The following is a 25,147-nucleotide window of genomic DNA, read 5'->3' on the forward strand; positions in this document are numbered from 1 at the left end:
TTCAATGCCCTATTTTATTGCCGTTTACTCGACCTTTTCAGGTGGTAAAGCCCATGGCGCTTCAGTCGCACTGCCGTCTAAGCCCAATTTCCACACTCGACCAAAATGCTTGTAGTGACCTGCTTCAGTACCTGCACGTGGTCCCATACCGTGATAAAGATCCAAGTGGTTTTGCTTAACCGCACCGCCCGTATCTAAAACCAGTAACAATCTTAACTGGTGTGCCCCACTCCAAGTACCATCGGCATTTAACAACGGTACTTCTGCAAGGATCGGCGTTCCCATTGGTAAGATAGAGCGATCACCTGCGACTGCAGCCATTGGTAATAGAGGGATACCTGCGCTGCCCATTACCGATAGGTCATCTCTTGCTTCAAAGAAAACGAAAGATGGGTTTTGTTCTAACAGCTCTTTAACGACTTCAGGGTCATTCGCCAACACCCACTCTTTGATCGCTTTCAACGACATCTTTTCACGGGGAACCAAGTCTCGCTCGATCAACACACGACCAATACTCACGTAAGCTTTGTTGTTTTTTCCTGCGTACGCAAAATACTGCAAGGTGTCGTCATCACCAAAGTGCACGAAACCGCTGCCTTGTACTTCCATCATAAACGGGTCGATACGGTTAGCAGCGTAGCCAAGTTCAAGCCCTTGACCGTCTAGTGCGCCATTGTAGATCTCTTCACGTGTTGGACACTCTTTATCGCATTCTGGCAGTCCATACACCGGGTAACGGTATTCTTCATTCGCTTCATGGCGCAGTTCCATTACTGGAGAGAAATAGCCGGTGAAAAGCACATTACCCTGCTTATCTCCGCCACCAAGTTGAGCCGTTTGAACACCAAAGTTTGCGAGTTCACTTGGGTCACCACTCAGCATCGCCCACTCATTAAGTTGTTTGTATAGCGGCTCGTAGATTTTCGCCATCGATGGTGAACGAGACACAACCATCTCAGCTTGCTCAGCAAATGCCGTGTAATCTCTTGGTTTATTAGACTCCACTACATCGACCTTATTTAAGGTACGAGGAAATTCATCATCAAGGTGTTGTTGAGCGAGATCGGTGGGTTGAGCACAGCCAAATAAAACAGAGGCAGCGACAAGGGGAAGCCATTTTTTAATCACAAGAGTCATCCTAAAAATTCTATGCATCGAGGATGACAAAAACGATCAGATAACACAATCTTAGTTTGTAAGAGTTTACAAGAAGATAACCTATCGGACGGAGTTATCAGTATGACCTTTTAAACGAAAGACGGGATTGTAATGACTCTCTGAATCCAGCGTCATTTCTGTGTTGTCAGAATTGGTCATTCGGAAGCGGTACGTCTTATCTCCCGCTTTATACTCGAAGTAGTTGCCGTCAAATTCAAAACTGGTCGCGATAATCGATCCAGCGACAGACACTCCATTGGCATTCAACACAAACTCATCCGTCGCATAATGGGCCACATCTTGCTCAATCCAAGTGCCATATAGCAAATAATTGGGCGTTGCAGCCTCCTGCAAACGAGTGATGACATCACCATAAAGCGATACGACAGCAAACGAACCGACCAGAGCCAGCACCATCAGGCAACGCTCTATGATCTTGCGCTTCAATGGAGATTGATTGCGCTGCTCAGCCTCACTGTAGAGGCCTTTAGTAATCTCATCGATTTTATTCTTTTGTGTTGAAGCTTGTGGCATTCGGTTACTACTCATGAAGATGCTGTGCGCATTCTACACTGAGACACTTTATATAATGAAGCCTAGATGAGAATTGTTTGCGCTTTATTCCAAAAAGATGTTGTTTAAATTTGAATTTAAATGCTAAATTATCGAATAAATAAACAAATTGGACTTGTTCTGTGAAACTAAGAAGTACAGCGCTAGTAAAAGGCTTTAGACAATCTACCCCCTATGTTAATGCACACCGTGGCAAAACCATGGTCATAATGCTGGGAGGCGAAGCCGTTGCCGATAAGAACTTTGGTAACATAATTAGTGACATCGCTCTGCTCCACAGTCTTGGAGTAAAGATTGTTCTCGTTCACGGTGCAAGACCACAGATCAACCAGCTGCTGGCGAAACAAGATTGCCACACGCCCTATCATAAGAACATTAGAGTCACCGATGAATATGCTCTGTGTGTGGCTATGCAGGCTGCTGGACAGCTTCAACTTGCCATCACCGCTCGCCTTTCAATGAGCTTAAACAACACACCAATGGCGGGCACTCAACTTAACGTGATGAGTGGCAACTTCATTACAGCACAACCACTGGGGGTGGATGATGGCACCGACTATTGCCATAGCGGACGTATTCGTCGAATCGATATCGAAGGGATTAATCGCACACTCGACCAAGGTTCTATCGTGTTGCTTGGCCCTATTGCCAGCTCCGTTACGGGCGAAAGCTTTAACCTACTCTCTGAAGAAGTCGCGACTCAAGTAGCGATTCGTTTAAAAGCCGACAAGCTCATTGGTTTTTGCTCTGAGCAAGGGGTAACAGATCAAAACGGCAATGTGCTCGCCGAGCTGTTTCCTAAAGATGCTAAACATATTCTCGAACGCTTAACTGAAGATCAGAATCCAGTTGAAGACATGAGCACCGGGACCATGCGCTTTCTAAAAGGAGCAATTTCCGCTTGTCGTGCAGGCGTACCTCGTTGCCACTTAATAAGCTACAAAGTGGATGGCGCCCTGATCCAAGAACTGTTCTCTTTCGACGGTATTGGAACCCAAGTGGTGATGGCGAGTGCCGAGCAAGTAAGACAAGCTCAGATTGACGACATTGGCGGCATCTTTGACCTTATTCGCCCTCTTGAAGAGCAAGGCATCTTAGTACGCCGCTCAAGAGAGCAATTAGAACAAGAGATCCACCGATTTACCATTATTGAAAAAGATGGACTGATTATCGGTTGTGCAGCGCTTTACGCATACCCGGAAGATCATATGGCGGAGATGGCTTGTGTGGCTATTCATCCTGATTATCGTGATGGCAACCGCGGACAAATATTACTGGATTATATGCGTCATCAATCGAAGTCTCGTGATATCGACCAAATTTTCGTTTTAACTACACATAGCCTGCATTGGTTCCGTGAACAAGGGTTTTACGAGATTGGAGTTGATGAGCTACCGATGGAAAAACAGGGCCTATACAACTATCAACGTAACTCAAAAATCCTAGCATTAAATGTGTAAATAAAGTTTTGGACTAGAATCTCACTTCAAAGGAAAAATAATTGCAAATGTAATCGTTTTCTATATGAGATTTATTAGGTATGCACTTTAACTCACAAACAAAATTGTTTAGAATTTGGTCGCTTTAACAAAATAACAAATGTTTTTATTGGAATGACCACCTCGACCGCCCTATGACACAAATCATTAGAGTAAATCGACGTGGTTACTGCACGGATTGCTATACCCGTTAACGATCAGCAGGCGCTTGATGCTCTGATCGTTGATATAAACAGCAAAAAGAGCAACATTGATATGAGAACCATTGTTTGTAACTCGCTGCAAAGTTTTTGGGATATGGCTGATAACCAATTCTTAGAAGGGCTAGACGTACACTGCGTGTTCCCTGTGAGCGAAAATCTAAAAGAGTTTATTTTGAATTGCCAAGCAAAATACAAGATAAACCACATATCGTTTACTCGAGCGTTTTTAGGCACTGATTCCTAGTACGCTCAAAGCAACCAGGGATGGTTGCTTTGTACATATGCCTCAATTATCTCTAGTTGGTTAAGCGACTTCCTAAACCACTCACTCGCTCTGTTTTCACCTTAATCCCACGCTTCAATACATTCGTATCACTGAACATCATCAGTCGTTTCTTCGCACGCGTAATCCCCGTGTAAATAAGCTCTCGAGTCAAGATTGGGCTGAAATCTGGTGGCAGAATCATTAAGGTTAAATCAAATTCACTACCTTGAGATTTATGAATTGTCATCGCATAAGCCGTTTCATGCTCAGGCACTCGACTTGGTAGTACCGCTTTCACATTGCCATCAGGTAATTCAAAATATACCTTCAAACGAGGGGTTGAGTCAGGTTGGCTTGAATCCGATTCAAGCATGCAGATACCAATATCACCATTATATAAACCCAAGCCATGATCGTTACGCGTTACCATCACTGGTCGCCCGTGATACCACAATTCATCATTATGTGGATTCACTAAACGCCTTGCGGCAAGCGCTCTTTCAATTCTGTGGTTGAGGCCATTAACACCAAAATCACCTTCACGAATAGAGCACAGTAGTCGGCATTGGCTGAACAAATCGAGTACCGATTTAGCTCTCGCTTCTTGGGTTTCTAATTCTTCTAACGGCACATTCATTCGATTGAGATACGCGCCATACTCATTAACTAAGGTACGCAGCATCAAGTTATAGCTGTCGCTCGATAGAGGATGATTTTCGATATCGCCAAACCCTTTGGCAAACACTTGGTCTACTTGATTCGCAGAGCCGTTATTGATTGCTTTTGCCAACTGACCAATACCAGAACGCGCATCGAAACGGTAACTCTTCTGCAGCATACACAAACTATCTGCAATCGCCGGAGGGTTAACAGCTCCCGCTTTTGCATGCTGTGTATGGGCTATCGCATCAAAACCTGTCATCTCCGCAATCAAGTTGCCTTGCGCATTGCTATAACCTGCTGAATTGAAAGAACAGATATCACCGAGAACAGCACCTGCCTCAACGGAAGCCAGTTGGTCTTTATCTCCCAACAAGATAAGCCTTGCGTGTTCAGGGAGCGCATCCACCAGCTTATACATCATCGACAGGTCGACCATCGACGCTTCATCCACCACCAAGATATCAAGGTGAAGTGGATTACGTCGGTTGTGTCTAAACTCAGCACGGTTGGGAATCGCGCCAAGTAAGCGGTGCAAAGTGCTCGATTCCGTTGGTATGTTTGCTTTTACTTCAGGCGCTAAAGGCAGTTGCTCAATCGCTTTACCAATTGATTCAGTTAAACGCGCCGCCGCTTTACCCGTTGGTGCAACGAGCTTAATCGTTGGTGTTTTGCCTTGGCTTAGTGATTGCTCGACCATCGCCGACAACAACTTGGTTACCGTGGTTGTCTTACCGGTACCCGGTCCACCAGAGATCACAGCAAAGCGACGACTTAGCGCTACCGCTGCTGCCACTTTTTGCCAATTCAAACATGCCGATAGCGGTACTAAGCTATCTAGAACATCTAAGTCTGTTACCTGCTTAGCTTGGACGATCGCTTGGTCAATTGCGCCCCAATTCAGAGATTGCTCATCGACAATATCAAGATGATCACACACCAGCTGTTGGCGCAGTACCTGAGACGTCTGCTGATTTGCTTCAGCCTTGGCTAAGGCGTTAAACAGAAAATGATAACTGCGTGCAAAGAGCTGATTGAGTGTTTCCGTCAACGCCTTTTTCTGTTCAATATTAAACTCTACTGGCTTACTTAAACGGTTTAACGTGTCTGCCAGCACCACCTCGTAGTTCCAGTAACGCTGTAAGTAGACACGCTGCCCGTCAAACATCAGCGGCTTAACACAGTCATTGGTTGAACCAACTAAATTGGATGATTGCAGAACAGTCACCCAATCAATACCTAACAGCTTTTGGTTCAATTGCAGAGCATTTTCACCGTACAACCCAAGTAACTGGGCTAGATCTGCCGTTTGTTCGTGGCCAGTCGTGTGCTGCTGTATCAGCTGAGTACAAATGTGTCCTTTGCCTAATTCATGGCTCACTACACCAGCAAGAAAGCCGATCTCTTGAGGGTAGCTCGTGGCTTGCTGAGCAATAAAACTAGCAAATTGATAATCCAACTGACGAATAGAACCCTTATTCGCAAGAAACTGGAGTACATCCATGAGTTGCTCAGGAATAAGTGAAACTGGCTTTGCTGTGTTCGCAGTATCTATGCTGGTATTAGTGGTCGTTGTTGTCATTATAAGAGCCCCATCTGTCCAGTTTCATCGTCATTCAATTGTGCTGAACGTCTGTCTATCACTTTACCGTCAATCAATTGATCCATTTCATCAAGTAAAGCCAGTGTTGGTTTCGCAGAAAAAATACCTTGTTGAGATTGGCCGTCCATTCCACGTAGGAACAAGTAGTACACGCCGCCAAAATGTTGTTCGTAGCTGTAATTGGCAACACGACTACGTAAGAAACGGTGCAACGCCAATGCATAGATCTGATATTGCAAATCATAGCGGTGGTCGGCCATCGCCGATTTCAATGCTTCACTATGGTAGACGGCAACATCATCTCCTAAGTGATTCGATTTCCAGTCGAGTACATAGTATTTACCTTGATGCTCGAACACCAAATCGATGAAACCTTTCAGCATGCCTTGCACGGTTTGGAAACCTAGGTCACCCGCTTTCGCTGATAACGGATCATGATATTGAATGGTTTGATTCAGTTCAGATGCGGCCAGTACTTCGATTGGTAGTAAAAACTCCATCTCAACTAAGCGTTGTGTTGAATCTTTCTCGCTTAGTTTTAAGTTCTTGCCATCCAATGCGGTGTTCAACACCGTATCGACCAGTTGCTGAAGCACAGGTAACCACTCTAATTCGTACTGCTCTGACTCTAATAAGTGAGTGATTACTTGCGTGTTGTGTTCGCTGGTTGCTGGCTCGGTAAACTCAACCTCCTCAAACAATGTGTGCAAGAAAGTGCCTGGGCGAGCACCACGAGGGAACGTAAAGATAGAGCGTTCAGGTTCAATCAACTCAGATTCATCCTGTTCATCAGCCGAATCAATATCAAAACCAGACACCTCAATGGTCGCGTCATGACTCGCACCGTGACTACCTTGCTTTACAAGCCCCGAGTAACTGGTGATACGCCAAGCCCTGTCGATTGAAGCCTTTAACTCGTTAGCATGTAAGTCTTCACTCACTTGCTCTGTTTGTACAAACACTTGCTCATGCGCGGTTGGTGTTTCGGCTAACAACACACTGGAGCTCTTGCCCTCAATGGTTGCAAGAGCCTGATGCAATTCGGCAATCCCCTGCTCTTGTCCGTTTTGAACCAAATAACCCATCGCACTCAAATGCACGCCGGTCGGCTCTTTAGTTGAACGCCCTTTGCGCAGTGGCGCCATGCCAATGAAACAGCCATAAACCGCACGAGTCAGCGCTACATAAATCAAACGCAGGTCTTCCGCTAGCCGCTCTTTATCGGCTTGGGCTAAGGCACTGTCACTACCGGTAATATCCAGTACTGTGGTGTCTGAATCATGGTCGTAGAATTTGCCTTCGCTCGCCTCTCGGTAACTCGCAACAAATGGCAGGAATACTAAGTCATACTCCAAACCTTTCGACTTATGAATGGTAACGATTTGAACTAAATTTCTTTCTGATTCAAGACGTTGAATGTCATCTTCAGTGCCGCCTAAACCATTTTGAGCATCGGAAATCGCTTCTGCCAACCAACGCAACAAACCATAGTCGCTATCAAGCTCTTGCCTTGCCTGTTGCAGCAATTCGCCTATGTGCATTAAATCGGTAAGTGAGCGCTCACCATTTTCTTCTTCCAGCAAGCGTTCCGCGAGATGTCGCTTGCTGATCACACTGCGCAACATTGGTAGCACGCCACGCTGTAGCCACAACTTACGATACTCACGAAACTCATTAACCACATTTTCCCACACTACTTCATCGTTATTGAGTTCATCCAATGATGCGGCATCCAGAGCAAACAACTCGGAGGCTAGACTCGCTCGCAATGCACGGTCGTTTTCGGGCGTCAGCACAGCTTGCAGCAGACGTTGAAGATCTTGCGCAACCAAACTGGTAAATACACTGTCTCTGTTAGACAAATACACACTTGCAATGCCTTGTTCAGACAGCGCGTTCTTGATCAGACGACCTTCACTGCCGGTTCGAACCAAGACAGCAATATCACCCGCATTCACGACATGTTGTTTTTTGCCGTTATCAAAATAGGCTTGCTGGTTTTGAGAAGCGGTCAGAATGGTTTGAATTTGACTCGCCGTCGCCTCAGCCATTGCCTTGTGATATTCGCCTTTTGGCAACGGCTTGTCTTCAGCCTCTTGTAGCCAAAAGGTGAGTGCATGCTGAGTCTCACCATTCATAACCCATTGGCGCTTATCAGCCGATGGACTAGCAGCAACGGGTAAGAATGGAATGTCTTGATCATAAATAAACGGACTATCCGAATTCATAAACACTTGGTTTACTGCGCTGACCATATCGGCACTTGAACGCCAGTTAGTGCCTAAGGTGTAGTGAGCACTAACTTGGTTTCTCGCTTTGATATAGGTAAAGATATCTGCGCCACGGAAGCCGTAAATAGCCTGCTTCGGGTCACCGATCATAAACAAGCCGCACTGCGGATTATCGAGATAGATTCGGCTAAAAATACTGTATTGCAGTGGATCGGTATCTTGGAATTCATCGATCATCGCAACCGGGTAGAGTGTGCGAATTCTTTCCACCAGCAAGGATTGTTCATCGACATCAATCGACGCAGATAACTGAGTCAGTAGATCATCAAATGATAACCACTGCTTCTGCTGTTTTGCTTTGGCTAACATAGTTCGACAATGGGTAATCGCGTGCGCCAATAACGGAGCCTTCAAATCAGCTGGGTGATTTAAGAAATCTTCAATCGCTTCGAAAACAGCGTGCTGAGGTGCAGTGCCTTTCGGTGTTTTTTCAATTAACGTGGCTTGAGAGAACTTCTCTAACTTGTCTGGATATTGATAATCATGAGTGTCGCTCTGCGCCCATGCTGTCACCGCTTCTAACCATGTCGGCAGAGACTTCTTGGTGTAGCTACGTTTGTTCACATCTGAACCTGAGATCAAAGCCAAAAAGTCCGCTTCAGACTCACACCACAGCGCTTTGAGCTGCTTCACTTTATCGAGGTTCTGATTGTGTAGAGTTTGCAAATCACCTGACATCGCATCGACGGTTAGCTTCAATGGAGAGCCCGTCAGATAACGATTGACGTCTGCTAATAATGCAGCCGGTGAACCCCAGATATTACGAACCTCACCAGCTAGCTGAATAGGCAACGGGTAAAACTGCTTACGCCAATAGTCGGCAACCACTTGCGCTTTGAGATGGCTTTCATCAGTCACAAACTCATTATCAAATCGGCTGCCAGACTCGAAGGCATTTTGAGTCAACATTCGCTGACAGAAGCCGTGAATGGTGTAGACCGCCGCTTCGTCCATTTGCCTTTCGGCATTGAGCAGTGTTTTCGCAGCGCCAGCATGGTCTTCGATCTCTTGCAACAAAGGAGCAATCACTGGGTCGGCACTTTGCCCGCGAGAAAACGCAATGCGAGCATCATGGATTCGAGCACGGATACGGTCACGTAGCTCTGCGGTTGCTGCTTCGGTAAAAGTCACGACCAGGATTTGATCTACAGTGAGCGGCTCGTGATGTCGGGTAGCTTCTGTAAGCTCACCTTGTGGTGCTGCCGTGCCGTGTCCGAGCAGTAGGCGTAAGTACAAGCCAGCGATGGTAAATGTTTTACCTGTACCCGCCGATGCTTCAATTAAACGCGCGCCATGAAGTGGAAATGTCATGGTATTGAGTGTCTGTGGAGCAATTACCTGAACACTGCTTGTGGTCGTCATGCCTTACTGCCTTCTGATAAATATGTTGTTACAAATGTGACCTAGCGTGGAAAACGTCATTCAATTTACGTCCTACGCTTATTTGTTAATAGTTAGTGCGATCTCTCTCACGGATCAATTCGGATCGCCTCGCTACTATGCGCCCACGAGTTCAGGAGCGCGATTCGAGTTTTATACTCATTGCCTACTTAGAACCACAGAATAATGGTCCCTCTGACCTGTGGCCGTACAGCGAACGCCCTACACTAATAATGATTTACTGGCGGCCACTTTATTTCCTGTACCTTGCTTCTCTTCCCTTGATTCCTTTCACACTGAAAGCAAGCACCCCAAATGCTTACCAGCGACTCTCTTTCGCCTTTCATTGACTCTGCGCATCCGCTACTGATCTTGTCGATCACAGCCACTTACTCCTGCTCTTCCAGATCGGCAGCAGCCAACCTTGCCGCCTGCAATACAAGCGTTGAATACATACGTGACTCAGCAGCCAGCTCATCATCCCACTTAGGCCAAATACGTGAGATGTAGGTATCTCGACCCTCGCCAGTGAAAGCGAAGCTGTCATTAAAAGTATCGGCCATTTTCTTGAGCGACTTCTCTTCATCATCGACCCATTTACCACGGCTAAAGCCCGCTTCAACGCCGGCCAAGGCGGTTTTCGGGAAATACGGCAATGGTGCAGTCATACCTTGATAAAACAATCGCACCAACTCTGCCAATAAACCCTTCGCCTGCTGCGCATCGCCGATAGGTTGTAGCGTTTGGTGTACCACACCTTCTTTTCTGTCGTAGCCAATAATATGAGTCGTTTTGCCGTGCTCCATCACTGCGCAACACAAGTGATCAATCCATGCAGCCAAGTAGTCTTGCGAACGAATTTTACCGCTACGGAAGCGTACTAAGCCTGATTGATAATTTTGAGTCAGCCAACCCATCAAACGAACCGGTTTACCCTCGCCTAGCACGTCAAATTCAATATTTACCTCGAGATCTTGCTGTGGCTGCCCACTTACAAATCGAATCTCTTTGGCTAAATCTTCCGCTTGAACACGGTTGGTTTCAAACTCGATATCACCAAAAGCACCAACCGGTAAGCGACCTTGTGCCTTTTGTTCAGAAACAAACAGGCTAACCGCTTCATCTGCCCCTTCAGGATTATCCAGCAGCACTTGCAGCAGAGCATCCTTAAGCTGGAAGCTCTCCAAGCCATTAAGCACGAACGGCTCGTCGTCTTCCATTACCGGAAGCGGTGGCTCAAACACTACTTTTAAGCGGCGATTAAAGAAGTATTGCACTGGCAAGCGCCAGAAACGCTGTAGCTCAACCAAATCGAGTTCTAACGGATAAGTCGCACCAAGCAAATAGTCATCCAACGCGCGATTGAATTCCCCACTGCGTTCACCGGAACGGTTAGCCGCAGGAAGCCACTCTTTGGCGTAGCTCAATACATGGCTTGCATCACCTTGTGTAAAAGCTGCCGGACTGAACGGCGTCATGGTGTGTTCAAAGCTGATCGCTTGAGTCAGCTTGATACCAGAATCATCACTTGGTAGCGCTTGATCTTCACTTAGGCAGTAGTTTTGCTGACAGTACTCAATCAACTCTGAAACCAATACCGACGGCACTCGCTCAGTATTATCTTGAATCGAACGACCAACATAGCTGATATATAAACATTCTTGCGACGACAACATCGCCTCTAAAAATAGGTAACGGTCATCATCACGACGAGAACGGTCACCGGGACGAGTGCGCCCATTCATCAAATCAAACCCTTCTGGTGGCATTGAGCGAGGGTAAACCCCATCATTCATACCTAATAGACAAACAGTTTTGAACGGGATAGAACGCATCGGCATCAGGGTACAGAAGTTCACTTGCCCCGCTAAGAAACGCTGACTGATACGCGCGCCTGACAGTTTATTGTTTAAGTACTGATAGATGATGCTTGGCGATAGCTCTTGCTCGTACAAGGCATCATCAAGCTGTTCATTCAGTTGAGAAAGTGCATCACGAATCGACTTAAGCACCACCTCGCCTTCTAGCTCAACGGCGAAGAAATCATCAATCATTTGCAGCAAGGTTTCACGCCATATATCGATGGATTGCGTCTTAGCAAGACGTTGACGGTAATGGGCAATACGATCAATAAAGTGCGCTAACTTACCAGCAAGTTCGGCGTTAATGCCTTGAACTTCGTTATAAGCTGCAATTGGAGAGTGTTCAGTTTCAAACAAACCTGCAGAATCCGACATCGCGTAGCCCAGTAGCATACGCTGGATACCAAACAGCCAGGTATTTTGCTCCGTGGCAGGCAAATCAAACTCGGTTGCGGTAGAAGAATCGACACCCCAACGGATACCTGCTTCTTCAACCCACTGCTTAGCTTGCTCAAATTGAAATTCATCAATACCAAAGCGTGCCATCATTGCTGGGATTTCCAGTAGCTCTAACAACTCAGACGCTAAACAACGCGTGTTCGGTAGCGCGACCAGCTGCATGAACGCGGTCAGAATCGGGCTCTCTTGGTCTGCCGTTCTATCCGAGATCGAGTAAGGGATATAACGCTCGCCCGGAGCATTACCAAATACCGCCTGAATCGCAGGGCTGTAGGCATTGATATCTGCCACCATCACGATGATGTCGCGTGGTTTTAATGTCGGGTCAGCGTCAAACATTGCTAACAGCTGATCATGAAGAACTTCAACCTCACGCATTGGGCTGTGACAAGCATGTACTGTCAATGAACGATCGCCCAGCTCAACCACTTGTTTATGGCTACTTGAATCTAAGATGTGATCGTCTTGGTGTTCTTCTAACTCAAGAATATCGGCTTGCAGTTGATGCAGCAGGCTGTCTCTCTCGATATCAATAAAGAATTCATGCTCTTCACTGTCTGATTGAGACAGCAAGAACAAATTATCTCTGCCTAGCTTGCCCATAGAAGCGAGTAAGCTATTGCCTACTGCTTGGCTAGTATGCAGCTCATCTTCGACATTGGCTTCAATACCATCTTTCAGTGGCGAGACTTCGCCTTCAAGCTGAGGCAAACCATCAACCAGAGCAAACTGCTTACGACGCTGCGCTTCCACTCTTGCCAAGTATTTACGGTCGCGGATGTCACCCCAGTAATGTTGGCAAGGGTTAGTAAACATCAGGTGAACATCAATCTGCTCGCCAAGCGCTTTCAAGGCATCCATGTAGCGAGGAGGCAGTGACGAAATACCAAACACAAACAGACGTTTCGGCAGGTGTTGTGATTGCCCTTGTTGATTAGCTAACGCTTCAATGAAGTCGTGATACAAGTTACCACGGTGATATTTTGACTGGCCTTGAGACAGTGTTTGCTCGTAGAGTGCCTTCCACAAAATTGGCTGCCAAGGGTGCTCTTGCTGCCCTTCACTATCAATCAATTCTGCAACGGGCTCTCCCGCTTCCCACATCGCCATCCACTCAGGACGATATACCAAGTAACCATCGAAGATATCAGCAATTTTCTCGGCTAATTGATATAACTTAGAGCCGTCTTCATCGTTTTCAAGATAGCGCTGTAGGGGTAAGAAATCAGGGTGGTCAAGCTTCGCAGGTAGCAAACTCATTAGCTTCCACGTCATCGCTTCTTTATTAAAAGCACTGCGTTTCGGTACGTCAGGAAGCACTTGGGTGAACATATCCCAAATGAAGGTTGCTGGAAGAGGAAAATCGATATTTGCTGCTACACCAAACTCTTTGGCGAGTTCCATCTTAAGCCATTGAGACATACCCGGGCTCTGAACCAAGATCTGCTCTTTTTCGAAAGGATTGGCTAAAGGGTCACTTTTGATTAAGTGAACGAGAAGAATTTTTAAAGTATCAACTTTATTGGAATGGTAAACAGTAAACAAAGTGCACTCACGCTAATCTTGCCACAATATACTGCCAGATTAGCATAAGTGCTGAGTTTGGATTAGGAATATAAGCTTATGAAATACCGAAAGCTTAAGGTCCGTTTATCTTTTGAACTATTGCCCTTTACAATCTACCGGCTACCGCACCCAAAACACGATGAGGTTTGTAGTTCATGTAGTAACGAACAGCCACATAACCTACTACCAAGGTTGCAACAATCAGTTCTAGATAAGCTAGGTTAAATACTTGGTTAATGTAATGCGCCTCGATGCCTTGTGCTTGCATCCACGCAGCCAATTTAAATAGGGCTGTTGCACCAATCACGATTGGGAAAGTAAACGCTGCATAGCCAGGGCTAAATGGTAGACGAAGTAGTTTGAAGAACGCTGCATAGATAATAAACGTCATCAACACCGCAATACCAAATAGCAGACCAATGATCACTGGCGAAGGGCTCGCTGTCACGGTTAGGTAACCCGCCAGAGATAGGCTTGCAGGTGCCGCCATAATCGCAATCGTTGGTTTTGCAGCATCTGGCACTTCGTGAGAGAAGATCAAGCGGTAAACCATCATTGGTAGCATTACTGCGTAAACCAATAAACCGAATACCAAAGTCGCGTTCGCTACAGGCTCCAAAACCGGATTACCAGAGAAAGAAACGTCTGCCACAATGATACCGATTGGTGGCACAAACCAGCTTGGCACCATGTGGTGAATCTCAAACTGTTTTGCTCTGTGGTACAAAAAGCTCACTAAGAACACAACATGTAAAGCAACCGCCGCTAGCCACATCGCCTCTTGTAAGAATTGAGAAATCGGCGCTAAAGATGCTGATACCACCATGCAGCCCATCGCAAATGTTGGAACCACACTACCCACGACAGGGTGAGCAAGATCTTCACGCAATAGATGGCCATGAATCAGAAACTTCACAGCTAAAACAAGAAGTAATACCGCCGCGATGCCAGCACTGATCCATTGCACTAAGCCTGGGGTGTGCAAAATACCTTGTGCGACTAAAACGCCATCCCAACACCAGCCTAAACTTGCAATTGCTAGTGCTAACCCTGCCATGGGTGTTGGAGCTCCTGTTAATCTATATTTAATACGTTGAATCATGTGAGCCTCTCTTGAACTTGATTCACTAAACTTGTGAACTCATCAGCTTGTTGAAGCCATAATACGCTTGCACTTCGTTAAGTAATATCCAATTATATATAACAAGCGTTCACCAATACTGAACAACCCATTCCACCAGCAGCGTAAAACTAGGAACCTGATGGCTAATATCTCAATCAAACAACTCAAAGTGTTTGTCACCATTACCCAGCATTCGACACTTACCGCCGCATCGGAAGCTCTGTTTCTCTCTAAAGCCGCGGTTAGCATGGCACTCGGTGAAATGGAAAAACAGCTAGGCCATTCTCTATTTGACCGGGTTAACAACCGATTAATTCTCAATCAAGAAGGGCACAAGCTGCTTCCTTTAGCTGATGAGATTCTTCATCGGGCTGCAGGCATCGATGTTCTATTCCGCGACGACCAGCCATTAAGTGGCAATCTTAAGGTTGGTGCGAGTGACACGATTGGTAATCAGGTTGCGCCTTTTATTTTGTCTGGCTTTCGAGAAAAAACTCAGCACCAAGACCAAAGCTTGTTCATTTCAAACAGTGCCCTGATCTGTCAAAAGTTGGTGGATTATGAACTGGATATCGCGTTAATTGAAGGAAAAACACTCCATCCGGAGTTAATCTCAAGCCAGTTTAGTAGCGATGAGATGTGTATTATCGTTAGTAATCAACACCCTCTGGTAGCAAAAGAGCAAATTGCACTACAAGATCTAGAGAACAGCCATTGGATATTGCGTGAGTCAGGTTCTGGTACCCGTGAGTTTTTCCTGCGCGCTGTCGCACCACGCATCGAGCACTGGTATGAGTCTTTTGAGCTCAACACCACAGAAGCGATCATCAACTCTGTTTCTGCCGGTCTTGGCTTTGCGTGTTTGTCTCGTTTAGCTGCTCAAAGGGCGATCGATTCAGGTCGAGTAAAAGCGCTTAATGTGCCACTCGATATGAAACGTCGATTCTGGATGCTGGTCCACAAAGACAAATACCAAAGCCCGTTACTGAAATCTTTCATGAGTTATTGTGAAGACTGGGCGACACATCAAGATTGAGGCCGCATAGTGCGGGCTCCAACTGGACTTTCAGCCTCAGAAACTGTATAAAAAGCCAGTAAAATTTATCAAACTTAGAGGATTAACCATGGCTGTTATCGTCAAGTACGTGGTGGAACGCAACGGAGAAGAGAAAATGACTTTTACCTCTAAAGCCGAAGCTGACGCATACGACAAAATGCTGGATATGGCTGATGAGCTTTTTGAACTGTTAGGCAAAAGCGATTTAGTTGAAGATGAAGGCAAGCAAGAAGAACTTGCAATGTACCTAGCTAAGAACAAAGAAGAAGTTCTTTACGCATTAGGTGCGAAGCGTAAACCAGCTCCGAAAAAAGCGAAGAAGCTTGAAGCGGTTGAAGACGCAGAAGAAGATGCAGCTTAATTAGCTGAAGCTTTCTAAAAAACGCCAATGACACCTCTAATCAGAGTCAGTCATTGGCGTTTTTTTATACTTATCGAAATATAATGATGCTTGTTTATAGTCGAAATCGCTCTAAACATTCGCTTGCAAAAAAGTGTGATAAAGATCTAATCTATAGCCATCAGGTGATGGGGTTCCACCTAAGCTTTTGCTTCAACCGCCCGTTCTTTTGAACCGTGCTAATGACTCCTACAGAATCGAAAACAGGTAATACTGTTGGATGTATCGCTACTCCTCCATTTTGAAATGGGCTGTGTCTATTAAGACCAGGTTCATTACTCCTTTGGATTATCGATACTCAAGATCTGTAGTGAATTAGCCGCACCTCTTCCAACACGTCCTGTTTTCTCAACGCCCTAGGTCAATACGACTTTATTAGTGAGAAAACATTATGCATTACTCTTCAGAAATTCAATCCATGTGCCCTATTCAAAGGGGTGATCTTCACAACTCGGCTCCAATCCCAGTTGAAGGTGCCATGGTTAGTCCAAAAGATGTTATCGCTATCTCAGGTTTAAGCCACGGTGTTGGCACTTGTGCACCACAACAAGGTGCGGCAAAACTGACTCTTAACGTGAAAAACGGCATCATCGAAGAAGCACTCATCGAGACTATCGGCTGCTCAGGCATGACGCAATCTGCCGCGATGGCCGCTGAAATCCTTACCGGAAAAACCATTCTAGAAGCGCTTAATACTGACTTAGTGTGTGACGCGATTAACGTCGCGATGCGCGAAATCTTCCTGCAGTTTGTTTACGGTCGAACTCAATCTGCTTTCTCTGAAGGTGGCCTAGAAATCGGCTCTGCATTGGAAGACTTAGGTCAAACCCAGCGCAGCCAAGTTGGTACCAGCTACTCAACCGCAGCAAAGGGCGTCCGTTACCTAGAACTCGCAGAAGGTTACGTAACCAAGCTTGCACTTGATGACCACAGCGAAGTGATTGGTTACGAGTATCTTAACCTCGGAAAAATGATGAAGGCGATTAATCAAGGTGTGCCAGCCAATGAAGCGGCCGATCTTGCTACAGGGACTTATGGTCGCTTCGACGAAGCCGTGACCACGATTAACCCACGCCAACAGTAATTTTTGCCAATTTAGAGGAAAGATATTATGAACACTCAACTTAATGAATCAGTAACTCGCGCTTTGGCAGAAATGAACTTCGACTCTTTGGCGCAAGCAGAGCAATACTGTAAAGCCCACAATGTCGACCCAAAAACTTTGGTGATGGACACTCAACCAATTGCTTTTGAAAGCGCAGCTGATGCATACACCTTAGGTACAGCCTTGGCACTATTTCGCAAAGCAAGCAACGCAGAACAAGCAGCCAATATCATTGGTGAAGGCCTTCAAGCATTCACAAAACCCGGTAGTGTTGCCGAGCAACGTCAAGTGGGTATTGGTCATGGTGCGCTTGCTGCTCGTCTTCTGAATGAAGAGAGCCACTGCTTTGCTTTTCTTGCAGGTCACGAGTCATTTGCGGCAGCTGAAGGTGCAATCAAAATCGCATTGAACGTCAATAAATCACGTAAAAATCCATTAAAAGTTATCCTAAATGGTTTAGGTAAAGATGCGGCTTACTTAATCTCACGCATCAATGGCTTCACTTACGTGCGCACTCAGTACGACTACCAAACCGGTGAACTCGTTGAAACAGAACGTCGCCGTTTCTCAAATGGCCCTCGTGGAGAGATCCTATGCTACGGCGCCGATGATGTTCGTGAAGGTGTAGCAATCATGCACAGAGAAGAGGTGGATGTGAGCATTACGGGTAACTCAACCAACCCAACACGCTTCCAACACCCTGTTGCGGGTATCTACAAAGCAGAGCGTACTCGCCAAGGTCTACCTTACTTCTCAGTCGCTTCAGGCGGTGGTACAGGTCGTACATTGCACCCAGACAACGTAGCGGCAGGCCCTGCGTCTTACGGCATGACAGATACCATGGGCAGAATGCACGCAGACGCTCAGTTTGCAGGTAGCTCATCAGTTCCTGCTCACGTTGCTATGATGGGTTTCATTGGCATGGGTAACAACCCAATGGTCGGTGCTACGGTTGCACTGGCTGTCGTGGTAAGCGAGTCTCAAACCGCATAATGAATAAGTGATTGTCAGCATTTAGCGCCTCGAGCCGAGGCGTTAGTTGAAAAATCGACACCAACACACAATCAAAACTCTACTCCCATCACTAAAACTATACAGCCAGCCCTATGCTGGCTGTTTTTTATTCACACTTGCTCTAGTATCTATTCTTATTCAACACATGTATTTAACTGCATATTTTTAAAGGAATAATATGAAAGAGCTCATCATTCATACCATCACAGTGTTCATGGGCTTTTTCGCCATCATGAACCCTATCGCTAACACGCCGATCTTCCTTGGTTTAACAGGCGACAACGACAGGGAGACAGTTAAGTCGATTGCGTTTCGCTCAGTGTTTATCGCATTTATCATCGTCAGTACGTTTGCCATTTCTGGCAAGCTGATCTTCGACCTTTTTGGTATCACACTTTATGCCCTGCGCATCACAGGCGGTATTTTAGTCTTCTTGATTGGCTTTCACATGTTACAAGGTGAATCGACACACTCGAAAGCGAAAGAGAAGGTCAACTCAGACGCCCAGCAAGACGCAGCGCTTAGTATCGCTGTATCACCACTGGCCATGCCGATACTGGCTGGCCCAGGGACCATTGCCACCGCGATGAACTTTGCCAGCACTGAGGGCATCTATGAAACCGTCATCACCATCATCGCGTTTGGTCTGTTGTGTACCTTAACTTACGTATTGTTTGTGTTTGGCGAACGCTTCGTGAAAGCGGTAGGGCCAAGCGCACTGAACGTGATTACTCGAATGATGGGTTTGATACTGGCTGTTATCGGTATGCAGATGTTGATTGAAGGGATCGAGCAAGCCCATAAAGCACTGTTTGTTTAAATGGTCATTCAAAGGGAATATTGACTGATATACCCGCCAATTTGTATAGATCTGCAGCGTTTTCTCATTGCAGAAAAATATCTCTCAAAAGACAAGCAATATCATTTTACAGACTTTATCCCGATGCGCCCTTTCATAACGAGGGCGCTCTCTTTATGATGAACGCAATTAAATTAACTTTGCTAACGGCAGCGCTGGTTATTCGAGCCGCTGTTATGAAATAGCAAAATCAAGACTCAACACATGGAGATTCAACATGGCTTTCTTTTCACTAGCCTTCGGTACGGCAATCAAAAACCGCGACAATAAAATCATTGAAGCGTTCTTCCCTAGCCCACTTCTAAACCCAAGCGACGCTCTAGTAGCGGCTGTTGGTGAAGTAGCAGGTTACACTGAAGGCAACCAAGCTATCGAAATCTCTGCTGCACAAAGCGCAGAACTAGCGAAAGCATTCGCAGCAAACGATGACGCAGCAAACGCATCTTTCGCAGAAAAAGCAGCAGCATCTGAACAGCCACTCGTTCTTGTTGTTCTTGCGACTGACGAGAAGCCAGCATCTGTTGCTGAAGGCTTCCTTAAGCTACAACTTATCTCTAACCGTCTAGTTCAACCACACGGTACAGTACTAGACGGCATCTTCGGTCTACTGCACAACATCGCATGGACTAACGAAGGTCCAATCGATCTTCCTGAGCTGGCTGAGCGTCAAATCGAAGCTCGCCTTGCAGGTCGTACTCTGTCTGTAGATTGCGTAGACAAATTCCCTAAGATGGTTGATTACGTGGTACCAACAGGTATTCGTATTGCTGACACTTCTCGTGTTCGTCTTGGCGCACATGTGGGTGAAGGTACAACGGTTATGCACGAAGGTTTCATCAACTTCAACGCTGGTACAACAGGCGTAAGCATGGTTGAAGGTCGTATCTCTGCAGGTGTTGTTGTAGGTAACGGTTCAGACATCGGCGGCGGCGCTTCTATCATGGGTACTCTGTCTGGTGGCGGTACTATGGTTATCTCTATCGGCGAAAACTGCCTACTAGGCGCAAACGCGGGTCTTGGTTTCCCAATGGGCGACCGCTGTACTGTTGAGTCTGGTCTATATGTAACGGCTGGTACGAAAGTTCGCATGCTAGATAAAGAAGGCAACGAAGTAGAAATCATTAAAGCTCGCGACCTAGCTGGTGTTTCTGATCTGCTATTCCGTCGCAACTCAATCACCGGTCAAATTGAGTGTCTAGCGAACAAGTCTGCTGTTGAACTAAACAGCGAACTACACAGCAACAACTAATCTAGATGCTAGAAAATACGAAGCCGCTGGGGTTAAATCCAGCGGCTTTTCTTTTATCTGTAGATAATGAAAGACGTTACACTTTCTCAGCGGCTAACTGCTCTAGAGCCTGGATAGAGGTTTCAGATACTAGTGTGCCATCCATGTAGTAGCTGACCTTATCGCCATCGCGAACACCCAGTAGTACAGCTTTCTGACCATCGTTGTAAGTGATGTCCATGCGAATCGTGTTTTCATCGATTTGCTGCATTTCACCCCATTCGATCTGGCGATTGTTGAAGCCTAGTGGTGCTTCTTTTAATGAATCGTCTAGGCTGTCATTCACATCGATCATAGTGTCGACTTTGCTATCGAAGATGTGAGGCGCGCCAGTAAGTGGGTTTTTACCTGCCCAGAATTCAATCGAGTTAAATACAATGTAATCGGCTGCAGTAGTCAATGCGTAAACCGGAGCAAGCAAGAAGTTGACGCCCGCACGAGCATAACGGTTATCCACTACCTCGACGTTAAACTTCATTAATTTCCCAGTCACAGCGTTACTACCTACACACCCAGCTAACGACATGACAATCGCTGCCACTGCAACGGCTTTTGTGATTGTTGTTTTCATAGTTCCCTCTTATGCCACGATGATTGATTCAGTTTTTGCACAGACGAACGAATATCCCACTGCATAAAAACAGACATTATTCGCCTAACAAATTGATTCCATAACATTTAGCGTAGTGGAGATTTTTAGAACAGCAAACCTCAATTTATCACTCTGGTTCCAAAAAAATTCACAAAAAAAAGCGCAGACCTTTCGATCTGCGCTTTTAATTTTTGCTTAATCTAATCTAGATTAACGCGGCATGATTAACCCACGTTCTTACGTGCGTTTTGGAACATACGCATCCAAGCACCGTTCTCGCCCCAACCTTCTGGAGACCAAGAGTTAGCCACTGTGCGGAATACACGTTCTGGGTGAGGCATCATGATAGTCACACGGCCATCCGTCGTTGTTAAACCTGTGATAGCGTTTGGCGAACCGTTCGGGTTATTCGGGTATTGCTGCGTTGGGTTACCGTGGTTGTCAACGTAACGTAGAGCAACCGTACCTGAGTTTTCAATCGCGTTTAGGTGGTCGTTGTCACGTACTTCTACGCGGCCTTCACCGTGAGAAACAGCGATAGGCATGCGAGAACCTTCCATGCCGTTGAAGAATACAGAATCAGATTTCTGAACTTCAACTAGACTGAAACGTGCTTCAAAACGCTCAGATTCGTTGCGAACGAAACGTGGCCAGTACTCTGCACCTGGGATAAGTTCGCGTAGGTTAGACAGCATCTGACAACCGTTACATACACCTAGAGAGAAGGTATCTTCACGCTTGAAGAAGTTTTCAAATTGCTCACGAGTCGAGTCGTTAAACAGAACTGACTTAGCCCAACCTTCACCAGCGCCTAGTACGTCACCGTAAGAGAAGCCACCACATGCTACAAGGCCGTTGTACTCATCAAGTACCGCTTGACCAGTAAGGATGTCGCTCATGTGAATATCAGTTGCTTCGAAACCTGCACGGTCGAATGCTGCTGCCATTTCAACGTGAGAGTTAACTCCCTGCTCACGTAGAATCGCCATCTTAGGCTTAGCGCCAGTGTTGATGAAAGGTGCAGCGATATCTTCGTTAACATCGAAGCTCAGTTTCACGTTTAGACCTGGGTCTGAGTTGTCTTTCTTCGCTTCGTGCTCTTGGTCGGCACATGCTGGGTTATCACGTAGACCTTGCATCTTGTGCGTTGTCTCCGCCCAGATAGTACGCAGTTCAGTACGGTTACGTTCAATCACTACAGACTCACCAGACTTAATCACTAACTCATCAGAAGCTTCAACAGAACCAATCACGTGTGAACACGCTTCTAGACCGTTTGCTGCAAGCGTAGAAAGAACTGCGTCTAGGTCATCGTTGCGAACTTGGATTACCGCACCTAGCTCTTCGTTGAATAGTGCAGCTAGTGCGTCTTCACCTAGTGCTTCGATGTTTGCATTAACACCACAGTGACCTGCGAACGCCATTTCAGCAAGAGTAACGAATAGACCACCATCGCCTTTATCGTGGTAAGCCACTACTTGGTCGTTAGCAACCAGTGCTTGAACACCTTCGTAGAAACCTTTCAGTTGTACTGCGTTGTCTACGTCTGCTGGCTTATCACCAAGCTGCTTGTAAACTTGCGCTAGTGCCGTTGCACCTAGACGGTTTTTGCCGTTACCTAGGTCGATAAGTACTAAGCTTGAAGCGCCTTTGTCAGTGCGAAGCTGAGGCGTAATTGTCTTACGAACATCTTCAACACGAGCAAATGCAGTGATAACTAGAGATAGCGGAGAAGTTACTTCTTTCTGCTCGCCGTTCTCTTCCCACTTCGTCTTCATCGACATTGAGTCTTTACCCACAGGGATAGTTAGACCCAGTGCTGGACATAGCTCTTCACCGACTGCTTTCACCGCTTCGTAAAGACCTGCATCTTCACCAGGGTGACCCGCTGGAGACATCCAGTTAGCCGACAGTTTAATGTGTTTGATATCGCCGATGTTAGTCGCTGCAATGTTTGTGATTGCTTCACCAACTGCTAGGCGAGCCGATGCGCCGAAGTCTAGCAGTGCCACTGGCGTGCGCTCACCAAGAGACATCGCTTCACCATGGTAAGAATCGTAACTTGCTGCGGTTACTGCACAGTTAGCAACAGGAACCTGCCATGGGCCAACCATTTGGTCACGAGCAACAAGGCCAGTTACCGAGCGGTCACCGATAGTGATAAGGAATGTTTTCTCTGCGACAGTTGGTAGGCGAAGAACACGGTCAACCGCTTCGTTCATTTCGATACCAGAGCGGTCAATCGCTGGGTTGTTCGCTTTTAGCGTTTTCGCATCACGGTGCATCTTAGGTGTTTTACCTAATAGGATGTCCATCGGCATGTCGATTGGCGTGTTGTCGAAGTGTGAATCTTCAAGTTTAAGTTCACGCTCTTCAGTAGCTTTACCAACCACAGCGTATGGTGCACGTTCACGCTTACAAATAGCGTCGAACGTTGCCATGTCTTTGTCTGCAACCGCCATTACGTAACGCTCTTGAGATTCGTTACACCAGATCTCAAGTGGGCTCATGCCCGGCTCATCGTTTGGCACGTCACGTAGGTTGAAGATACCGCCACGTTCACCATCGTCTACTAGCTCAGGAAGTGCATTTGAGATACCGCCCGCGCCCACATCATGAATGAATGCGATAGGGTTCGCATCACCTAGTTGCCAACAACGGTCGATAACTTCCTGACAACGACGTTCCATCTCTGGGTTTTCACGTTGTACCGAAGCGAAATCAAGATCTTCAGAAGAAGAACCCGAATCCATTGAAGATGCTGCACCGCCACCAAGGCCGATGTTCATCGCAGGACCACCCAGAACGATTAGGCTTGCACCTACTGGGATCTCTTTCTTCTGAACGTGCTCGTCACGGATGTTACCAAGACCACCAGCCAGCATTATCGGCTTGTGGTAACCACGTACTTCTTCACCTGCGTGAGAATTTACTTTCTCTTCGTAAGTACGGAAGTAGCCTAGTAGGTTTGGACGACCAAATTCGTTGTTGAATGCCGCGCCGCCAAGAGGACCTTCAAGCATGATATCCAATGCAGTAACGATACGGCTTGGTTTACCAAAGTCAGTTTCCCAAGGTTGAACGAAGTTCGGGATCTTAAGGTTAGATACAGAGAACGCTACAAGACCAGCTTTTGGCTTACCACCGATACCTGTTGCGCCTTCATCACGGATTTCACCGCCTGAACCTGTTGATGCGCCCGGCCATGGAGAGATAGCCGTTGGGTGGTTGTGCGTTTCAACCTTCATCAAGATGTGTGTTTTCTCTTGGTGGTAGTTGTACTGGCGAGTTTCAGGATCTGGGAAGAAGCGACCTACTTCAGAGCCCGTCATAACAGCTGCGTTATCTTTGTATGCAGAAAGTACGTTATCAGGAGTCACTTCAAACGTATTCTTAATCATCTTGAACAATGATTTTTCTTGCTTCACGCCGTCGATAGTCCAGTCAGCGTTGAAGATCTTATGACGACAGTGCTCTGAGTTCGCTTGTGCAAACATCATTAGCTCGATGTCAGTCGGGTTACGTTCAAGCTTAGTTACAAAGCTTTCAAGTAGGTAATCAATCTCATCTTCTGCAAGAGCAAGACCTAGGGTAACGTTTGCTTCTTCAAGCGCTTTACGGCCGCCAGTAAGAAGATCAACTTCCGTATAAGGTGCTGGTTCTGCAACGGTGAACAGTGCTGCTGCTGATTCGAAGTCAGTGAATACCACTTCCATCATACGGTCGTAAAGAATCGCTTTCAGTTCAACAAGTTGAAGCTCAGAAAGTTCAGAAGACGTTTCAATGTAGAAAGCCGTACCGCGCTCTAGGCGAGATACTTTCGCTAGACCACAGTTATGTGCGATATCAGTAGATTTTGAAGACCAAGGAGAAATAGTACCTGGACGAGGAGTAGCAAGCAGCAGTAAACCTTCAGGTTCATGCTCTTCAATCGTTGGACCGTAAGTCAGTAGCTTTTCTAGCTTCTCAACTTCAGACGCGTCTAGGTCTGCTGTTAAATCAGCAAAGTGGGCAAACTCAGCGTAAATACCTGTTACAGGTAAGCTTAATTCACGACAAAGCTCTAAAAGCTTGTTAACACGAAACTCAGATAGAGCTGGGGAGCCACGCAAAATTCTCATGTGCTTAGGTCTCTTATGCAGTTGATTAAGGTGATATTGGAATAAATTCAGTGGGTTAAAGGAAAAACC

Annotated in this window: 16 protein-coding genes and 1 riboswitch; of the genes, 8 read left to right on the forward strand and 8 right to left on the reverse strand. The window is 46.3% G+C overall.

All coding sequences use genetic code 11. The annotated features are described in order from the left end of the window. Window positions 1-24: 24 nt before the first annotated feature. Together mltA and L1D55_RS05660 are read right to left on the reverse strand one after the other, a co-directional pair. On the reverse strand, window positions 25-1,137 hold the full coding sequence (mltA, locus tag L1D55_RS05655) for a murein transglycosylase A (RefSeq protein ID WP_063522713.1): 1,113 nt from the start codon (window positions 1,135-1,137) through the stop codon (window positions 25-27). Window positions 1,138-1,218: 81 nt separating this feature from the next. After that, window positions 1,219-1,692, reverse strand: a complete 474-nt coding sequence (locus L1D55_RS05660) for a DUF2850 domain-containing protein (protein ID WP_239916878.1) — start codon at window positions 1,690-1,692, stop codon at window positions 1,219-1,221. A gap of 161 nt (window positions 1,693-1,853) precedes the next feature. On the opposite strand from L1D55_RS05660, the gene argA reads away from it, so the two are divergent. Next, window positions 1,854-3,191, forward strand: coding sequence for an amino-acid N-acetyltransferase (gene argA, locus L1D55_RS05665; protein WP_239916791.1), 1,338 nt, complete (start codon window positions 1,854-1,856; stop codon window positions 3,189-3,191). 294 nt (window positions 3,192-3,485) lie between these two features. Next, complete coding sequence (locus tag L1D55_RS05670) at window positions 3,486-3,677, forward strand: hypothetical protein (protein WP_008223046.1); 192 nt, start codon at window positions 3,486-3,488, stop codon at window positions 3,675-3,677. 52 nt (window positions 3,678-3,729) lie between these two features. On the opposite strand, the gene recD is transcribed toward L1D55_RS05670, so the two are convergent. From recD to L1D55_RS05690, 4 genes are all read right to left on the reverse strand, one after another. Beyond that, window positions 3,730-5,940 carry an exodeoxyribonuclease V subunit alpha gene (recD, locus tag L1D55_RS05675; protein ID WP_239916792.1) on the reverse strand — a complete coding sequence of 737 codons (2,211 nt, stop codon included), beginning with the start codon at window positions 5,938-5,940 and terminating at the stop codon, window positions 3,730-3,732. Then, window positions 5,940-9,614, reverse strand: a complete 3,675-nt coding sequence (recB, locus tag L1D55_RS05680; protein ID WP_239916793.1) for an exodeoxyribonuclease V subunit beta — start codon at window positions 9,612-9,614, stop codon at window positions 5,940-5,942. Before recB ends, recD begins: the two co-directional genes overlap by 1 nt. A gap of 407 nt (window positions 9,615-10,021) precedes the next feature. Continuing rightward, complete coding sequence (gene recC, locus L1D55_RS05685; protein WP_239916794.1) at window positions 10,022-13,498, reverse strand: exodeoxyribonuclease V subunit gamma; 3,477 nt, start codon at window positions 13,496-13,498, stop codon at window positions 10,022-10,024. Between the two features lie 127 nt (window positions 13,499-13,625). After that, window positions 13,626-14,576 carry a TDT family transporter gene (locus L1D55_RS05690; RefSeq protein ID WP_128162692.1) on the reverse strand — a complete coding sequence of 317 codons (951 nt, stop codon included), beginning with the start codon at window positions 14,574-14,576 and terminating at the stop codon, window positions 13,626-13,628. 205 nt (window positions 14,577-14,781) lie between these two features. On the opposite strand from L1D55_RS05690, the gene L1D55_RS05695 reads away from it, so the two are divergent. From L1D55_RS05695 to dapD, 6 genes are all read left to right on the forward strand, one after another. Then, on the forward strand, window positions 14,782-15,678 hold the full coding sequence (locus tag L1D55_RS05695; protein ID WP_008223843.1) for a LysR family transcriptional regulator: 897 nt from the start codon (window positions 14,782-14,784) through the stop codon (window positions 15,676-15,678). A gap of 88 nt (window positions 15,679-15,766) precedes the next feature. Further along, on the forward strand, window positions 15,767-16,060 hold the full coding sequence (locus L1D55_RS05700) for a YebG family protein (RefSeq protein ID WP_008223840.1): 294 nt from the start codon (window positions 15,767-15,769) through the stop codon (window positions 16,058-16,060). Between the two features lie 154 nt (window positions 16,061-16,214). Next, a riboswitch (Fluoride riboswitch) is annotated at window positions 16,215-16,298 on the forward strand. A 192-nt stretch (window positions 16,299-16,490) separates the two neighbouring features. Next, the gene (locus tag L1D55_RS05705) at window positions 16,491-17,183 is read left to right on the forward strand and encodes an iron-sulfur cluster assembly scaffold protein (RefSeq protein ID WP_239916796.1); all 693 of its coding nucleotides are present in this window, start codon (window positions 16,491-16,493) and stop codon (window positions 17,181-17,183) included. Between the two features lie 24 nt (window positions 17,184-17,207). Continuing rightward, window positions 17,208-18,197 carry a GGGtGRT protein gene (locus L1D55_RS05710; protein ID WP_239916879.1) on the forward strand — a complete coding sequence of 330 codons (990 nt, stop codon included), beginning with the start codon at window positions 17,208-17,210 and terminating at the stop codon, window positions 18,195-18,197. Window positions 18,198-18,396: 199 nt separating this feature from the next. Then, the gene (locus tag L1D55_RS05715) at window positions 18,397-19,038 is read left to right on the forward strand and encodes a MarC family protein (RefSeq protein WP_004737591.1); all 642 of its coding nucleotides are present in this window, start codon (window positions 18,397-18,399) and stop codon (window positions 19,036-19,038) included. Window positions 19,039-19,294: 256 nt separating this feature from the next. Continuing rightward, a complete protein-coding gene (gene dapD, locus L1D55_RS05720; protein WP_239916798.1) occupies window positions 19,295-20,326 on the forward strand; it encodes a 2,3,4,5-tetrahydropyridine-2,6-dicarboxylate N-succinyltransferase in 1,032 nt (343 codons plus the stop codon). A 76-nt stretch (window positions 20,327-20,402) separates the two neighbouring features. On the opposite strand, the gene L1D55_RS05725 is transcribed toward dapD, so the two are convergent. Next, entirely contained in the window at window positions 20,403-20,936 is a 534-nt protein-coding gene (locus tag L1D55_RS05725; protein ID WP_019823893.1) for a DUF3332 domain-containing protein, read from the reverse strand. A 245-nt stretch (window positions 20,937-21,181) separates the two neighbouring features. Continuing rightward, window positions 21,182-25,078 carry a phosphoribosylformylglycinamidine synthase gene (purL, locus tag L1D55_RS05730; RefSeq protein WP_239916800.1) on the reverse strand — a complete coding sequence of 1,299 codons (3,897 nt, stop codon included), beginning with the start codon at window positions 25,076-25,078 and terminating at the stop codon, window positions 21,182-21,184. Between the last annotated feature and the right edge of the window lie 69 nt (window positions 25,079-25,147).

Origin of the sequence: Vibrio sp. Isolate22 (assembly GCF_022398115.1) — a bacterium.
GTDB lineage: Bacteria > Pseudomonadota > Gammaproteobacteria > Enterobacterales > Vibrionaceae > Vibrio.